Source organism: Pseudomonas sp. W15Feb34 (assembly GCF_023127765.1).
In the GTDB taxonomy this organism is placed as follows: Bacteria; Pseudomonadota; Gammaproteobacteria; order Pseudomonadales; family Pseudomonadaceae; genus Aquipseudomonas; species Aquipseudomonas synxantha_A.
The window spans coordinates 20,504-36,386 of sequence record NZ_SPKN01000037.1; the positions used below are offsets into that span (position 1 = coordinate 20,504).

The 15,883-nt window shown below is 61.1% G+C and carries 16 protein-coding genes; 7 read left to right on the top strand and 9 right to left on the bottom strand.

Going from position 1 to position 15,883, the window contains the following annotated elements:
* The first annotated feature begins 82 nt into the window (after nucleotides 1-82).
* Nucleotides 83-1,003, top strand: a complete 921-nt coding sequence (locus tag E4O97_RS17680) for a LysR substrate-binding domain-containing protein (protein ID WP_032877255.1) — start codon at nucleotides 83-85, stop codon at nucleotides 1,001-1,003.
* 28 nt (nucleotides 1,004-1,031) lie between these two features.
* On the opposite strand, the gene E4O97_RS17685 is transcribed toward E4O97_RS17680, so the two are convergent.
* The 3 genes from E4O97_RS17685 to E4O97_RS17695 form a co-directional block, all read right to left on the bottom strand.
* Nucleotides 1,032-1,973, bottom strand: a complete 942-nt coding sequence (locus E4O97_RS17685) for a LysR family transcriptional regulator (RefSeq protein WP_032877254.1) — start codon at nucleotides 1,971-1,973, stop codon at nucleotides 1,032-1,034.
* A 137-nt stretch (nucleotides 1,974-2,110) separates the two neighbouring features.
* Nucleotides 2,111-3,298 (bottom strand): cyanate transporter, encoded by a 1,188-nt coding sequence (locus E4O97_RS17690; RefSeq protein WP_103733519.1) that lies wholly within the window; start codon nucleotides 3,296-3,298, stop codon nucleotides 2,111-2,113.
* A 131-nt stretch (nucleotides 3,299-3,429) separates the two neighbouring features.
* Nucleotides 3,430-5,067, bottom strand: coding sequence for a 5-guanidino-2-oxopentanoate decarboxylase (locus tag E4O97_RS17695; RefSeq protein ID WP_248161850.1), 1,638 nt, complete (start codon nucleotides 5,065-5,067; stop codon nucleotides 3,430-3,432).
* A 111-nt stretch (nucleotides 5,068-5,178) separates the two neighbouring features.
* On the opposite strand from E4O97_RS17695, the gene E4O97_RS17700 reads away from it, so the two are divergent.
* Nucleotides 5,179-6,048, top strand: coding sequence for a LysR substrate-binding domain-containing protein (locus tag E4O97_RS17700; protein WP_248161852.1), 870 nt, complete (start codon nucleotides 5,179-5,181; stop codon nucleotides 6,046-6,048).
* Between the two features lie 39 nt (nucleotides 6,049-6,087).
* On the opposite strand, the gene E4O97_RS17705 is transcribed toward E4O97_RS17700, so the two are convergent.
* Together E4O97_RS17705 and E4O97_RS17710 are read right to left on the bottom strand one after the other, a co-directional pair.
* A complete protein-coding gene (locus tag E4O97_RS17705) occupies nucleotides 6,088-6,702 on the bottom strand; it encodes an NAD(P)-dependent oxidoreductase (RefSeq protein ID WP_032877250.1) in 615 nt (204 codons plus the stop codon).
* Nucleotides 6,703-6,736: 34 nt separating this feature from the next.
* On the bottom strand, nucleotides 6,737-7,603 hold the full coding sequence (locus E4O97_RS17710) for an MBL fold metallo-hydrolase (RefSeq protein ID WP_032877249.1): 867 nt from the start codon (nucleotides 7,601-7,603) through the stop codon (nucleotides 6,737-6,739).
* A gap of 105 nt (nucleotides 7,604-7,708) precedes the next feature.
* On the opposite strand from E4O97_RS17710, the gene E4O97_RS17715 reads away from it, so the two are divergent.
* Nucleotides 7,709-8,614: a LysR family transcriptional regulator gene (locus tag E4O97_RS17715; protein WP_005786071.1), complete on the top strand. Its 906-nt coding sequence runs from the start codon at nucleotides 7,709-7,711 to the stop codon at nucleotides 8,612-8,614.
* A gap of 100 nt (nucleotides 8,615-8,714) precedes the next feature.
* Nucleotides 8,715-8,894, top strand: a complete 180-nt coding sequence (locus E4O97_RS17720; protein ID WP_248161854.1) for a hypothetical protein — start codon at nucleotides 8,715-8,717, stop codon at nucleotides 8,892-8,894.
* On the opposite strand, the gene E4O97_RS17725 is transcribed toward E4O97_RS17720, so the two are convergent.
* The gene (locus tag E4O97_RS17725) at nucleotides 8,887-9,762 is read right to left on the bottom strand and encodes a helix-turn-helix domain-containing protein (protein ID WP_248161856.1); all 876 of its coding nucleotides are present in this window, start codon (nucleotides 9,760-9,762) and stop codon (nucleotides 8,887-8,889) included. The two genes, E4O97_RS17720 and E4O97_RS17725, sit on opposite strands and share 8 nt — an antisense overlap.
* 180 nt (nucleotides 9,763-9,942) lie before the next feature.
* On the opposite strand from E4O97_RS17725, the gene pobA reads away from it, so the two are divergent.
* Complete coding sequence (pobA, locus tag E4O97_RS17730) at nucleotides 9,943-11,136, top strand: 4-hydroxybenzoate 3-monooxygenase (protein ID WP_148852365.1); 1,194 nt, start codon at nucleotides 9,943-9,945, stop codon at nucleotides 11,134-11,136.
* A 66-nt stretch (nucleotides 11,137-11,202) separates the two neighbouring features.
* Nucleotides 11,203-12,720 carry an MDR family MFS transporter gene (locus E4O97_RS17735; RefSeq protein ID WP_078820688.1) on the top strand — a complete coding sequence of 506 codons (1,518 nt, stop codon included), beginning with the start codon at nucleotides 11,203-11,205 and terminating at the stop codon, nucleotides 12,718-12,720.
* A gap of 87 nt (nucleotides 12,721-12,807) precedes the next feature.
* Here the strand turns inward: E4O97_RS17735 and E4O97_RS17740 are convergent, their stop codons facing one another.
* From E4O97_RS17740 to E4O97_RS17750, 3 genes are read right to left on the bottom strand one after another with little or no spacing between them, the layout of a single operon-like run.
* Nucleotides 12,808-13,647, bottom strand: coding sequence for a cache domain-containing protein (locus tag E4O97_RS17740; protein WP_248161858.1), 840 nt, complete (start codon nucleotides 13,645-13,647; stop codon nucleotides 12,808-12,810).
* 54 nt (nucleotides 13,648-13,701) lie between these two features.
* Nucleotides 13,702-14,172 carry a cyanase gene (cynS, locus tag E4O97_RS17745; RefSeq protein WP_005786081.1) on the bottom strand — a complete coding sequence of 157 codons (471 nt, stop codon included), beginning with the start codon at nucleotides 14,170-14,172 and terminating at the stop codon, nucleotides 13,702-13,704.
* A gap of 27 nt (nucleotides 14,173-14,199) precedes the next feature.
* Nucleotides 14,200-14,841, bottom strand: coding sequence for a carbonic anhydrase (locus E4O97_RS17750; RefSeq protein WP_248161860.1), 642 nt, complete (start codon nucleotides 14,839-14,841; stop codon nucleotides 14,200-14,202).
* Between the two features lie 112 nt (nucleotides 14,842-14,953).
* Between E4O97_RS17750 and cynR the strand changes: the two genes are divergently transcribed.
* Nucleotides 14,954-15,820 (top strand): transcriptional regulator CynR, encoded by an 867-nt coding sequence (gene cynR, locus E4O97_RS17755; RefSeq protein ID WP_248128169.1) that lies wholly within the window; start codon nucleotides 14,954-14,956, stop codon nucleotides 15,818-15,820.
* The last annotated feature ends 63 nt before the right edge of the window (nucleotides 15,821-15,883 follow it).

Here is a 15,883-nt window from a genome sequence, read left to right on the forward strand (position 1 = left end):
GCCTGATGAGCAGTGCGCACATAGACGCAGCCCCGTGGCCTTTCTAAACTGCGGCTTGTCTTGGGGAGAGGGGTGGGCGCCGATGAATCGCAATGAACTACGCAAGGCCGACATCAACCTGATGGTGGTCTTCGAAGCGCTGATGCTTGAGCGCAATGTGACGCGGGTGGCGGAGAAGCTGTTTCTCGGCCAGCCCACCATCAGTTCGGCCCTCAACCGCCTGCGCACCTTGTTCAACGACCCGTTGTTCATTCGTGTCGGCCATCGCATGGAGCCCACGGCCCGTGCCGAGGAAATCATCCAGCACCTGTCGCCGGCCCTGGATTCCTTGTCATCGGCCCTGAGCCTGACCCATGACTTTGATCCGTCCATCAGTACCATGACCTTTCGCATCGGCCTGTCCGATGACGTCGAGTTCGGCCTGCTGCCACCGTTGCTGCGTGCCTTGCGCCAGGAGGCGCCGCAGGTGGTGTTCGTGGTGCAGCACGTGGATTACTGGCGTATTCCCGACTTGCTGGCGTCGGGCGATATCACCGTCGGCATCACCCAGACCCGCGGCCTGCCGGCAAATGCCAAGCGCAAGCTGTTGCGGCATATCCGCCCCTGCCTGCTGCGCGCCGATGCCTCGGACACGCCGCTGACCCTCGATGAATATTGCGCACGGCCCCATGTGCTGGTGTCCCACACTGCCAACGTGGCCGGGTTTGCCGATGAGTGGCTGGCGGAGGTGGGCCGCAAGCGCCATGTGGTGCTGTCGGTGCCGCAATACAGTTCGCTGCCGGCGTTGCTCGCCGGCACCGACATGATCGCCAGCCTGCCGGATTACACTGCCCAAGCCATGGCCGCCGGCGGCAATTTGTACTGCGAGCCGTTTCCCTTCCAGACCCCGACCCTGGATTTGTCGATGGTCTGGCTCAGCCACGTCGACACCGACCCGGCGGAGCGCTGGATGCGTTCGCGGCTGGAGGCGTTCATGAGTGACAAGCTCCCGGCTCCAAGCTAAAAGCAACTGTAGAGACTGCTTGGCGCCTTCAACTTGCCGCTTGCAGCTGTTCCTCACACACCCTCACCACTTGCTCACGAAACCAGCTATTGGCGCTGTCTTGCCCATTGGTTTCCTTCCAATGCATATCCAGGGTGAACCCCGGCAAACCGTTGGGTGCTTCGCACACACCGAACCCCGGTGCCGGCGCCAGCAACTTTTGCACGCGACGCGGCAGGGTGACGATGAAGTCGGTGCCGGTAATCATCTTCAACGCTGCGCTGTAGCTGTTGGCCCGTGCGATCACCTGGCGCTTGCGCGCCTGACGTGCGAGCCAGCCGTCGATCATGTTGGTGTCGGAGGACCATGGCGTGGGGAATATGTGACGCCGCTCGACGAAAGATTGCAGGCTGAAGGCCGGCTCCCTGGGTGCCGAGCGCTGGTCGAACACGCAAACCAGGTCATCCTCCAGCAGCATCTGGGTCTTGAAGTCTTTATGGGTGCGATGAAAGTGCGGGCCGAAGCAGATCACCAGGTCGAGGCGGCCTTCACGCAGGTCATCGACGGGAATGTCGGTTTCCAGCTTCTGCACATTGACGATCACCGGCAGGTCGGCATGGTCGAAGTGCTTCAACAGCCGTGGCAGGATCAGTTGCTCGAAGTATTCCGGGGCGCACACATTGAAGGTCACCGCCTGTTGGGTCGGGTCAAAGGCCTGGCCACCGGCGTGACACAGGTTGATGCTTTCCAGGATCTTCTGCACATGCCCGTACATGGTGGTGGCCTTGTACGTCGGACGCATACCGGCCCGTGTGTTGATAAACAGCTCATCCTCAAAGCTGGTGCGCAACTTCTTCAGGCTGTAGCTCACCGTGGACTGGCTGACGAACAGCGTTTCGGACACATCAGTAACGCTGCTCTGGTCGTAGACGGCGATAAACACCATCAAATCCTGCATATCGAGCTTTCTGAGCGAGTTACTGTTTAGCATCGGTTTCGTCCGTAAACCCTTTGTACCGAACTCAGTACAAGACTGGGCAAAATGTTAACGGAACGCTCGTACCAATAGAAAGCTCTGTAGGACTCGTCAATGTTTCGTGTGGGACAAATACTGTTTGTAATACGACGTCAGCGGATATGTCGTACGTAATGCCGGGGGTTGAAGCGCAGGACCATCAGCAGCATCACCACAGTCACCGCGGTCAGCGACCACCAGGCTCCTTCAAAGCTGCCCAATTGATCGCGGATCACTCCGGCAATCAAGGGCGACACGCCGGCAATCAGGTAACCGATGCCCTGTACAAATGCGGTAAGGCTACCGGCGCGCCGTGGGTTGTCGAGATGGTCGAGGGACACAATCAGGCTCATGGGAAACAACCCGCCGATACCCAGGCCGAGCAGGCAAGGCCATAGCAGGCTCCAGTGTTGCGGGCTGAGGATCAGGCCGCAGAACCCGAGGATGATCAGCACCAGCAGCACCGCGATCACGCCGCGTTTATCCTGGCGTCGGTTGGCGATGGCCGGAGTGACCAGGCCGGAGATCACCTCCATGGCGGTCAGCAAGCCCAGCAGCAAGCCGGCATTCTGCTCGCTCCAGCCCTGTTCGACGTAGTACGGCGCCAGCCACGCCAATACACAGGTATAGGACGCCGTGCCCAGGCCAAAAAAGATCGCCAGCAACCAGGCGCGGCGATTGCTGAAAAATGATTCCCGAATGCTCGATTCTGCTTGAGGCAAGGGTGGCAGAGCCGAACGCTGGGCATACCAGAACACCAGCGCCAACAGCGCCAGTACCGCCCAGATCGCCAGGCCGATGCGCCAACTGCCGGTGCGCACTTGCACCAAGGGTGAGAGTGATGCCGCCAGCGCAGCGCCGCCCATGATCGCAGTCACATACAGGCCCATGAACAGCGAAACGTCAGCGCTGAATCGCGACTTGATCAGCGTCGGCATCAACGCCTGAATCAGCGCGATGCCGACCCCTGCGGCAATCGCGCTGACGATCAGCTCCAGCGCCGAATCCAGCAACAGCCGCGATAAGGTCGCCAGCCCAATCACCAGCAGCGACAGCATAATGCTGCGATGTTCGCCCAGGCGCTTGGCCAGGCCCATGCCAACAAACATCGCCAGGCCCATGGCCATGACCGGCAACATGGTCAGTAACGCGGCGCTGCTGAAACTCAACGGCACATCCACGCGAATCGACGATAACAACGGCCCCACAGCCGCCATTGACGGTCGCAGGTTAAGGGCGACCAGCACCACGCTGATCATCAGCCATACGGCGGTGGTGGGTTTTGCGTGAACGTTTTCCATGGGCCTGCCTTGTTCGAACAAGGGCGAATCAGGCCATGCAGGGGCAAGTGGGGCAAATCAGAAAGTCGCTGGGGCTATCTAAAAATTGCGGATAACTGACAGATCGCCCCTCTCACAGGGGAAAACCAGAGTCACATAGAGCGAGTTCCAGGCTTGGTCGACTCCCACCGCCCTTGGTCGATTTCAATCAGCGTCGGCCCCTGGCGATCAGCTGCGGCGCGCAGTGCCGAGCGCAGATGCTCGATGCCTTCGATGCTCTCTGCCGCGCAGCCCAGGGCCTTGGCCACGCCAATAAAGTCCGGGGTGTAAATGTCTACACCCACAGGCTCGATGGCCCGATTGAGCATGTATTTCTTGATCTCCTCATAGCCCTGGTTATTCCACAACAGCACGATCACCGGTGTGCGGGCTTCCACGGCGCTGGCCAGTTCCGGCAGGGTGAATTGCAGGCCACCGTCGCCGATCAGGCACACCACCGGTTGCCTATCGCCGCGCGCCAGCCAGGCGCCGATGGCGGCGGGCAGGGCATAGCCCAGGGTGCCGTAGCCGGTGGATGAATTGAACCAGTGACGTGGTCGGTCGAGGTTCAGGGTCAGGTTGGCGCTGTACACCGGTTGGGTGGAGTCACCCACCAGCACGGCGCGGGGCAGTTCTTCCAATACGGTGTTGAGAAGCCGCGTGTGTGCACGGGTGGCAGCGTCCCAAGTGGGCTCCAGCTCGGCCCACAAACGTGCGACGCGAACTGCGCCCCAATCGGTATTGCGCGGCGCCAGTGACTGGCGGTCCAGTTCGGTGAGCAGCGCCCGGGCGGCGATTTTCGCGTCGGCCACCAGGGCCACCTCGGGTGGGTAGTTGCGTACGGTCTGATCCGGGTCGATATCGATGCGCAGCAACGTACCGGGAATCTTGAAGCCGCCAGCGAAGGTCACGTCGTAATCGGTTTCCGCCAGTTCCGTGCCGATGGCCAGTACCACATCGGCCTCGGCGACCAGGGCGCGGGTGGCCGCCAGGGTCTGGGTCGAGCCGATCAACAACGAGTGTGCGGCAGGCAGCAGGCCTTTGGCATTGATGGTCAGGGCCACGGGCGCGCCGAGGGTTTCGGCCAGGCGGGTCAACTCGGGCGCCGCATCGATGGCGCCGCCACCGGCCAGAATCAGCGGGCGTTGGGCGGTGGCGAGCAAGCGGCTCATGTGCTCGATCGCCGCCGGTGCCGCTCCGGCGCGGGCCACGCTGACCGGCTGGCTGCCCAGCAGAGCGTCGGCATTCTCCACCAGCACATCCAACGGAATCTCGATATGCACCGGGCGCGGCCGCCCGGCCTGAAACAGTGCAAACGCCCGCGCCAGCACGCCGGGCAACTCGTGGGCCGACATCAAGGTATGGGAAAACGCCGCCACGCCGGCCACCAGTGCGCTCTGATTCGGCAACTCATGCAACTTGCCACGCCCGCCGCCCAACTGGCTGCGCGCCTGCACACTGGAAATCACCAGCATCGGGATCGAATCGGCATAGGCCTGGCCCATGGCCGTGGTGATATTGGTCATGCCCGGGCCGGTAATGATGAAACACACACCAGGCTTGCCGCAGGTGCGCGCGTAGCCGTCGGCCATAAACCCGGCGCCCTGTTCGTGGCGCGGGGTGACGTGACGGATGCCGGAGCGCGCCAAACCACGGTACAGCTCCACGGTATGCACACCGGGGATGCCGAACACATGATCGACACCGTAGCCTTTCAGGAGGTGGACCAATACTTCGCCGCAGGTTGCCATGCCGGTCGCTCTTGTTATGGATTGAAGGCGCTATTGGACCGGCTGGCCGGTAGCGGCAACAATCGATAAAAAGTCATACTCGCCATGTCCTCACGTCATGGCTGCGCCCTAATGAAACGCCTTCCACCGTTGCCCGCATTGCACACCTTCTGGGTCACGGCCCAATGCTGCAACTTCACCCGCGCCGCCGAGCAACTGCACATCACCCAGGGGGCGGTGAGCCGCCAGATCGCGGGGTTGGAACGGCATTTGGGCTATGGGTTGTTTGTGCGCCAGGCGCGGGGCTTGAGCCTGACCGAGGAAGGTCGCGAGTGGGCGCTGCGGGTGCAGCAGGTGTTCGGCGTGATCGGTGAGGCCGTGGAGCAAATCGGCAGTCGCCGCGAGGTTTTGCAGCTCAAGGCGTCCACCTGTGTGATGCGCTGGCTACTGCCACGCGTGCTGCAATGGCAAAGGGAGCGCCCGGATGTACCGGTGGAACTGACCACCACCGTGGCCTACACCGTGGATTTTCGTCGCGAGCCATTTGATGCGGCGGTGATCTATGCGCCCATCGGCGAGCAGTCCGAGCAGGCTCGGCATTTGTTCGATGAACAACTCACACCGGTCTGTGCGCCGGCCTTGCTGGACAACTTGCACACGCCAGCGGATCTGCAACACCAGGTGCTGCTGCACCCCACACGGGATCAGCGGGATTGGGCATTGTGGTTAAAAGCGGCGGGTACGCGCCTGAGCAGTCTGAGCCAGGGGCATCATTTCGAAACGCTGGACCTGGCGATGACGGTGGCGGCACAAGGCTCGGGCGTGGCGATCGGTGATCGTGCGCTGATTGGCGAGGACCTGAAGGCGGGGCGCCTGGTGATGCCGTTTGAACTGCGGGTGCCGACGGGCATGGGCTACTTCCTGGTGTATCCGCCGCAGACAGTGCCTTCTGCCGGGTTGTTGGCCCTGATGGATTGGTTGACCAGCCAGGCACAAATGTAGGAGGGGCTTGCCCCCTCCCACATTTTTTACCGCGTGGTGTCAGTAGCCAACGGTGAAGCGCTTACGCGAGTGCTTGGGTGTTTCAACCTCGTCGATCATGGCGATGGCGTAGTCGGCAAAGCTGATCGAGCTGTTACCGTCACTGCTCACCAACAGGTCATCCTGGCCCAGGCGGAATTTGCCGGTGCGCTCGGTCCCGTCGAACAGCGCCGATGGCGAGAGGAACGCCCAATCCAATTCCGTTTCCTGGCGCAGCGTTTCCAGGAAATCAGCCCCGGCACTGGCTTCGGCCTTGTACTCCGCAGGGAAACCCGGGCTATCGATGACGCGACTGCCGTCCGGTAGCAGCAACGAACCTGCACCACCCACCACCAGCAGGCGTTTGACCCCGGCCTTTTTCACCGGGCCGATCACGGCGCTGGCGGGCAAGGTGGCAAAGTGCGCGGCGCTGATCACCACATCGCTGCCGCTGATAGCGTGTTGCAGGGCATCGGCGTCCAGGGCATCCACCTGCTTGACCGTGACGCCTGGGCGTACGCCCAGCTTGTCGGTGTTGCGAGCGATGGCGGTGACGGTATGCCCGCGGCGCAGGGCTTCTTCCAGCAGTTGGCTACCGGCACGGCCGGTGGCACCAATGATTGCGATTTTGCTCATGACGTTCTCCATCAGGGTTAGGGTTTAAAGCCGATCACCACTTCATTTCGCCCTTGGCGACTTTGGCGCTCAATTCCAGCGAGCTTTCGTCGGCGAGGGTGGGGTAACGCTGTTTCATGGCCGCAATCAGGGCGGCGGAATCCTTGGCCTTGGCGGTTTCGATGTCGAAGGCCTGGATGTAGTCGGCGGTGAATTTCACCGAGGCCAGCGATGGGGTGCCCAGGTAGTGACCAGGGATCACTGTTTTTGGCTTCAAGCCTTCAATACGCTCAAGGGTGCTCAACCAGTCTTTATGAGATTGCGCGCCCTGAGTGTCAGCCATCCACAGGTGAATGTTTTCGGCGACAACCACGCCACCGACTACAGCCTTGATCGACGGGATCCACACAAAGCTGCGATCCGGCTGCGGACCGTCCAGACCCACCACTTCAAGCTGTTGCCCTTCAAGGGTCAGGCTGTGGCCTTGCAACACTTGCGGCACAATCGTCTTGGTCGGTTTGTCGGCGCCCATTTTCGGGCCCCAATATTCCAGCTTGCCAGCGACGGTGGCGTTGATATGGTCGACCACCGGTTGCGGCGCCAGCACCTTGGCGTCGGGGAAGGCGGCGGTCAGGGTGTCGAGGCCGAAGTAGTAGTCCGGGTCGCCATGGCTGATGTAGATGGTGGTCAGGTGCTTGCCGCTGGCGCGGATCTTCTGCACCAATTGCTCGGCCTGGCCTTTGCCGAATTGGGCGTCCACCAGGATCGCGTCTTTGGCACCGCTGACCAGCACCGAGCTGACGGGAAAGATCGCCGCTTCGCCGGGGTTGTACACGTCCAGTTTCAGCTCAGCGGCTGCGGCGTGGGCGGCGAACGCCAGGGCGGCAGTGGCCAGGGTCAAGCGTTTGAAGGTCGAGAACATCGGGCAGCTCCTGCCATTGGTAAGGGGTGGGTAGAGCTTAGTTGCATAAAACACCACAAAAAATGCGATGCTTGGACATAGTTTGTTTCTGAAATCGGGCAGATCATGGATCGTCTTCAAGCAATGCGCGTGTTTGTCACCGTGGTGGACCTGGGCAGCCAGTCTGCCGCCGCCGATCATCTGGACCTGTCGCGCCCGGTGGTCTCGCGTTACCTGGCTGAGCTGGAGGATTGGGTCGGCGCGCGCCTGCTGCACCGCACCACGCGCAAGCTCAGCCTCACTGCTGCCGGGAGCGAAACCCTGCCGCGCTGCCGGCAATTGCTGGAGCTGTGCGCTGATATGCAGGCCGCCGTCAGCGAGCCCGATGACGCGCCCCGGGGCTTGTTGCGCCTGAGCGTCAGTACCTCGTTCGGCCAGGCGCAGTTGGGCGCGGCCATTGCCGAGTACGTCAAGCGCTACCCGCTGGTGACGGTGGACTTGCAGATGCTCGACCGCACGGTGAACCTGGTGGACGAGCGCATCGACCTGGCGATCCGCACCAGCAATGACCTGGACCCGAACCTGATCGCCCGGCGCTTGACCGTGTGCCGCTCGGTGGTGTGTGCCACACCGGCCTATCTGCGTGAGCATCCGGCGCCGCAGAAAGTCGAAGACCTGGCCCGGCACAACTGCCTGACCCACTCCTATTTCGGCAAGAGCCTGTGGCATTTCGAAGAGCAGGGCGAACACGTGTCGGTGCCGGTGCACGGCAATATCACCGCCAACGAGGCCAGCACGTTATTGCGTATAACCCTGGCCGGGGCAGGGGTGGCGATGCTCCCCAGTTATCAGGCCGGTGACCTGATCCGCAGTGGTGAACTGGTGCGCTTGCTGCCTGCAGCAGAGCCACGGCAGATGAACATCTATGCGGTGTACGCCTCGCGCAAGCACATGCCCTCGGCACTGCGCAGCCTGCTGGATTTTCTGGTACTGCGGTTTCCGGAGGCGCCTGCGTGGGACGTCGGTCTCTGAGGCGATATAAACGCGCTGAATGGCAGCCAATCATGGCAACTTGCGCTGACTGACCTATGCTTTAAACAGCACCGTGTAGATCCGTTCAGAGGTCTGTGCCATGAGTATCAAAACCAGAAAATACCTGACGATTTTCACCCTCTGCACATTGGCGACTGCGTTGTACGGGACAGCCGCCTATCGCGTTGAGCAAACGCGCATGCAACCGGCGGCGTTCGCCATCAGTTGCCATCAGGACCAATGCGTGCCGCGCACCGGCAGCTTCAGCGCGCTCAGGTAGGCTGCTCGGCCTTCAATTGCTCGCGAAACGCCTTGGGTGAAAACCCGACCCTGCGGCGAAACAGTCGCGAGAAGTTGGTCGGGTCGGAAAAGCCCAGCACCTCGGACATCTCATTGATGGTCATGCTGGTGTAGGTCAACAAGCGCTTGGCTTCCAGCAATTGGCGGTCATGCATGATCTGCAATGCCGGTTGCCCGCCCAACTCCCGACAAGTCCCGTTCAAGTGTGAGACCGAGATGCCCAGCTTGTGGGCCAAATCTTCAATCTTGGGGTGCTCACGGTAATGCTGTTCGACCAGTTGGGTGAAACGCCGAAAATACTCACGGCCACGTGGGGTGCGTGGATGACGACGCTGGATCGCCTGGCGGCTGACCCACACCAGCAGCACGCTGACCAAGGCGTGCAACATCATGTCCCGTGCCGGTTGATCCTCGGCGTATTCGTCCTGCAAGCGCACGAACAGGTTGTTCAAGTAGTCGCTGTCCTTGCCCGCAGGATAACTGCCGAGGGTTTGCAGGCCATCGACGGTGTCGCCCAATTGCGCCTGCAAATGGCTGACCAGCGGCGCCGAAAGGGTCACCACATAACCCTGCACATCTTCGGAAAAACGAAAGCCATGCACGCACAGTGGCGGCAGCACTTGCAGGCTCGCTTCATTGAGGGTGGTGCGCTGGCCTTCGATTTCCAGTTGTGCCTGGCCTTTGTGCACATACAGCAGTTGGCACAGATCCGCGTGCCGGTGGGGCTGGATTTCCCACTGGTATTCCCGACTGCGCCGGGAAATGGTTTCGCAGTGCAACAAATCGGGCGTCGGCCACTGCTGGCTTTCCCCGTAAAGCTTGAAGACCGGAATCGCGGTTTTGGTCATGGTTTCAATCCGATACTCAGGATAATGGTTCGGTAATCGCCCCGATTGGCGAAAAGCGCAGGCTTTGACGCAGTTTTCACCTTCTTATGCGGTTCGCTCAAGTGAAAAATGTCAGCCACAATTCCACTGACAACTCTTTCACTCGATACGTTCGGGTAAAGCGTGAAGGCCATAAAAATAATGAAAACCCTGAAAACCCAAGTCGCCATTATTGGCGCCGGTCCGTCTGGATTGCTGCTCGGCCAGCTGCTGCACAACGCTGGTATTCAAACCCTTGTTCTAGAGCGCCAGAGCTCCGATTACGTGCAGGGGCGCATCCGTGCCGGAGTGTTGGAGCAGGGCATGGTTGACCTGTTGCGCGAAGCCGGGGTGAGCCAACGCATGGATGTTGAAGGGTTGGTGCACACAGGTTTTGACATTGCCCTTAATGACCAACTTATCCCAATCGATCTCAAGGCATTGACCGGTGGCCAATCGGTGATGATCTACGGCCAGACCGAAGTCACCCGCGACCTGATGGCCGCCCGCGCAGCCGCCGGCGCTACCACGCTGTACGAGGCGTGCGACGTACAGCCCCATGATCTGAAAAGTGATCGACCCTGGCTGACGTTCAATCACCAAGGCCAAGCCTATCGCCTGGAGTGCGATTACATCGCCGGTTGCGATGGCTTCCATGGCGTCGCCCGCCAGTCGATTCCGGCGCAGGCTTTGAAGGTATTCGAGCGGGTCTATCCCTTCGGTTGGCTGGGGGTGCTCGCCGATACGCCGCCGGTACACGCCGAGCTGGTGTATGCCAAACACCCACGGGGTTTTGCCCTGTGCAGCATGCGCTCACCGACGCGCAGCCGTTATTACCTGCAAGTGCCGCAGGACGAGGCTGTGGAGGATTGGTCGGATGAGCGTTTCTGGGATGAACTGAAAACCCGCTTGCCCGGTTCATTGGCGCAGCAGTTGGTGACCGGCCCATCGATTGAAAAAAGTATCGCGCCGCTGCGCAGCTTCGTGGTGGAACCCATGCAGTACGGGCGCCTGTTCCTGCTTGGCGATGCCGCGCATATTGTCCCGCCCACCGGCGCCAAGGGGTTGAACCTGGCGGCCAGTGACGTGAGCACGTTGTTCCGGATCTTGCTCAAGGTGTACCGCGAAGGACGCCTGGACTTGCTGCAAAAGTACTCGGCTATCTGCCTGCGCCGGGTATGGAAAGCCGAGCGGTTTTCCTGGTGGATGACCTCGATGCTGCATGAGTTTCCCCAGGCGGACGCCTTCAGCCAGCGCATTGCCGAGAGTGAGCTGGACTATTTCATCCACTCGGATGCCGGGCGCAAAACCATTGCAGAAAATTACGTCGGGCTTGCTTATGAGCCTATCGAATAGCCTGCTATCGTATTGAGCATTCCCGCGGGCGATCTTGTCCTGCGGGCCTTGTTCGAAGGTTCTGCCGTGACTCACCTCAATCAGCCCGCCCCAACCGTTCCCGCCGTGCGCAGTATTCTTGCTGCGCTGATGATGGCGATCTTCCTCGGCGCCCTGGACCAGACCATTGTGGCGGTGTCCATGCCGGCCATTTCCGCGCAGTTTCATGACGTCAACCTGCTGGCCTGGGTGATTTCCGGCTATATGGTGGCGATGACCGTGGCGGTGCCGATCTACGGCAAGCTTGGCGATCTGTATGGGCGTCGGCCCATGATGCTGATCGGCATGGGCGTGTTCACCCTGGCGTCGCTGTTTTGTGGCATGGCGCAAAGCATGGAGCAATTGGTGCTGGCGCGGATTCTCCAGGGCATCGGTGCCGGCGGGATGATTTCAGTGAGCCAGGCAATCATCGGCGACATCATTCCCCCTCGCGAACGCGGCCGGTACCAGGGCTATTTCAGCAGCATGTACGCGGTGGCCAGCGTGGCGGGGCCGGTGCTGGGAGGCTATATGACCGAGTACTTGTCGTGGCGCTGGGTGTTTTTGATCAACCTGCCGCTGGGCGCAGGCGCCTGGTACGTGGCCCATCGCACTCTGGTGGGGCTGCCGGTGCCGCAGCGCAAGCCGATCATCGATTACCTCGGCACGGTGCTGATGATCATCGGCCTCACCGCCTTGTTGCTGGGTATCACCGAAATCGGCCAGGGCCATTCGTGGCGTGACGATCAAGTGCTGGGGTTGCTGGCCTGCGCACTGTTGGCGTTGAGCGTGTTTGTGTGGCACGAACGCCGCGCGCGCGAACCGCTGCTGCCCATGCACTTGTTTGCCAACCGCAGTGCGGTGTTGTGTTGGTGCACGATTTTTGTCACCAGCTTCCAGGCGATTTCCCTGACCGTGCTGATGCCCCTGCGTTACCAGACCGTGACCGGCGCCGGTGCCGACAGTGCGGCCCTGCACTTGCTGCCCTTGGCGATGGGCTTGCCGATGGGCGCGTATTTTGCCGGGCGCATGACGTCGGTGACTGGCCGCTATAAACCGATGATCCTGAGCGGCGCGGTGTTGAGCCCGCTGGCGATTCTCGGCATGGCCTACAGCGCGCCCCAGGCAGTGGTGCTCACCAGCGTATTCATGCTGTTGTGCGGCATTGCCGCCGGTATGCAGTTCCCGACCTCGTTGGTGGGTACGCAGAACTCGGTAGAGCAACGGGATATCGGTGTGGCCACCAGCACCACCAACCTGTTCCGCTCCCTGGGCGGGGCAGTGGGGGTGGCTTGCATGTCGGCGTTGCTGCTGGCGCTGTTGCACGACTCCAGTTTCGCCCATTTGACGAGCGCCGCACTGGTGGCCGAAGGCAGTTCTGGCAACGTGCTGCTTGACGGCCTCAACGCCGCACCCGGCCCGGCGCAGGATGCGTTACGCGGGGAGTTGGCGGTGACGTTCCGGCATTTGCTGATGGTGAGTGCGGCAGTGTCGTTGCTGGGGTTGGCGGCTGCGATCGTGATGCCGAACCGGGTGCTGCGTGGTCGGGAAGACAAAGCCCGCTAGGTCCAATTGAATGTAGGAAACCAAATGTGGGAGGGGCGGCGCGACGATTCGACTTGCTCCCACAGTTTGATTGCATTTCAAGTCAGGTCAGGGGCTGTAATATCCCACCGCAACCATGAAATGCCCGCTTTTGCGCACATAAGCGTGCTTGTTCTCGACCTTACCCGTCACCGGGTTTTTCCAGCGGTATTTGTATTCGCCCTGGTCCTGCTCGGCCATCATCTTGAGGATCGGCACACCCACCGGTTTGCCATCCGGGTCCTTGATCTTGGCAAAGTCGGTGTTGATCAGGCGCAGGTTGGTGCCGTGGGCGACGTAGCGTCGCGTGTTCAGGTCTACCACGAACACATACAGGTCATCTTGCAAGAAGCCGCCCTGCAAGGAGTTGATCGCCTTGAGCGTGCCGGTTTCATCCTTGACCAGCGCTTCCACCGCCTTGTTGCGCAGCGCCCGTGCCTGTTCTGGCGTGGCGCGCGGCAAGTAATAACCGACCGCCAGGATGCGTTCGCCCACCCGCTGATAAAACACATGCTTATGTTCGACCTTGCCGTCGTTCCAGTTCTGCCAGCGATAGTCAGCCTGCTGGATACCCTTGCCTTCCGGCACGCTCAAGGCTTGTTTGAACGAGGCTTGCAGGTCGGGCCCGAGTACCTCGGACACGTCGCGACCGATCAGTGCGGAGGAGGGCCCGCCACTGGCCAACAGTACGCCTTGGGTATTGACCACAAACACATAACGGTCCTGGTCGATGAATTCGCCCTGACGGCTGAAGGCGGCGAACGCCTTGTCACCTTGCTTGTGGTAGTACGCCAAGGCCTTTTCCAGCAGGGCCTTGGCGGCTTGGGCATCGGCTTCCTGTGCCGTGGCGGCATGCACCTGGCTGCAACACAACAGCAGCAGCCAGGTGAGTCGGAGCAGTCTCTTCATTTACCGTCCCTCGTTCTTGTTGGTGTGCCAAGAGCGTAGACGGTTGGCGGCAAATCAGAAGGGTTTAGTGGGCAGGTATTTGCCGTCCAGGGTGATGACCGCACGGGAGCCGCCGTCCGGGTCTTCGACTTTCTTGATGTCCAGCTTGAAGTTGATGGCGCTGATGATGCCGTCGCCGAATTGCTCATGCACCAAGGCCTTCAAGGTCGAGCCGTAGACCTGCAGCATTTCGTAGAAGCGGTACATCGTCGGATCGGTCGGCACACCGCTGGGGAAACTGCCGCGCAGTGGGACGCTTTGCAGCAGGCGGCTGGCGTCCTGGTCGAGGCCGAGTTTGTCGCACACGATGTCGGCCGCCTCCTTGGGCAGTGGGTGCTGGCCGAGCAGGGCGGCGGTGACGAACGCCAGGCTCAGGCCGGTGCCATCGGTGAGGTCCTGCCATGACAGATTCTTGCGTGCCTTGAGGTCGATAACGGTATCGGCCAGGGCCAGGCGTGGGGTTTGGGCGAATTGGGATTGCAACATGGTGATGTCCTCTTGGGTGGTTAAGGTTCAGGCAGCGTGGGCGCGGGTGGTTGGATGGTCGAGCAGAGAGACGAAGCGTCCGGTGCGACCGTCCAGCGCGTCGATGCCACCGGTTTCGATGTCATACACCCAGCCATGCAGGTTCGTCCGGCCTTGTTCCAGGGCCAGCGCAACGCTGGGGTGAGTCTTGAGATTAGCCAGTTGGGCGACCACGTTTTCACGCACCAATGAATCCAGGCGCGCAGCGTCCGAGACATGCGTACGGGATGCATTGATCACCTTGGCCGACTCGGCATGACGCAACCAGTTGGCCACGGCCGGCAGATGGTCCAGGCACTTGCAGGTGGAAATCGCAGTCATGGCGCCGCAGTCCGAATGCCCGCAAATCACAATGTCGCTGACCCCGAGTACCGCCACCGCATATTCGACCGTGGCCGACACACCACCCGGCTCGGGGCCGTAGGACGGCACGATGTTGCCGGCATTGCGGATCACGAACAGATCGCCGGGTTCCTGCTGGGTCAGAAGCTCCGGCACGACACGGCTGTCGGAGCAGGACACGAACAAGGTGCCGGGGTTCTGTGTGGTCGCCAGGTGCTTGAACAAGTCGCTGCGTTGGGAAAAGGCTTCACGTTGGAATTTGCGGAAGCCATCGATGAGATGCTGCATGGTGGTTCTCCTTGCGTCGCTGATGGGGCAAGGATGGAAGTTTTCGGCTATAGCGTCCAAGACCGGTTTATGATGCTGTCTATAAGTCATGCCTATAGCTGGAGCGCTGTCGATGCTGCTGCGTCATATCCGTTACTTGCTCGCCGTTGCCGAGCATCGCAACTTCACCCGCGCTGCTGAAGCGCTGCATGTATCGCAGCCGACCCTCTCACAACAGATCAAACAGCTGGAAGAAAGCCTCGGCGCGCCGCTGCTCGACCGCTCCGGGCGCAGTATCAGCCTGACCGATGCGGGGCAAGCCTATGTGCGCTTTGCCCGGCTGGCCTTGCAGGACCTGCAGGCCGGCAGCCGCGCCATACACGATGTGCAGGACCTCAGCCGCGGGCATTTGCGCCTGGCCATGACGCCGACCTTTACCGCCTACCTGATCGGCCCGTTGCTGGCGCGATTCAATACGCTCTACCCGGGCATCACCCTCAGCGTCGAGGAGTTGACCCAGGACCGTATCGAAGCTGCACTGGGCGAAGACCTGCTGGATATCGGTATCGGATTTACCGGCGAACATGGGCCGGACATTGAGTGCAAGGGGCTGTTTGTCGAACAACTGAGCGTAGTGGTCAGTGCCAGCCATCCCCAATTGAGCCGACTCGTTTGGCTTGAACAACCCCTGGTGCTGCTGAACACGAGCTTCGCTACCCGCCGCCATATCGATGACTACTGCCGCGGGCAAGGTGTGAAACCATTTATCGCCATGGAAGCCAACTCCATCAGCGCAATCATCGAAATCGTCCGCAACACGTCACTGGCAACCGTCCTGCCCCAAGCACTGGCCGAGGCGCAGACGGGGCTGCACGCCGTGACCATCGACCCACCGCTGCCGCAGCGTACTGCCGCACTATTGAGCCGCAAGGGCGCCTACCGCAGCGCCGCGTGCAGGGCGTTCGTCGAGCTGATGTGGGAGGGGGCTTGCTCCCGATAGCGGAGTGTCAGTTAACAATTTTTTGGCTGATCCACCTATATCGAGAGCAAGCCCCCTCCCACA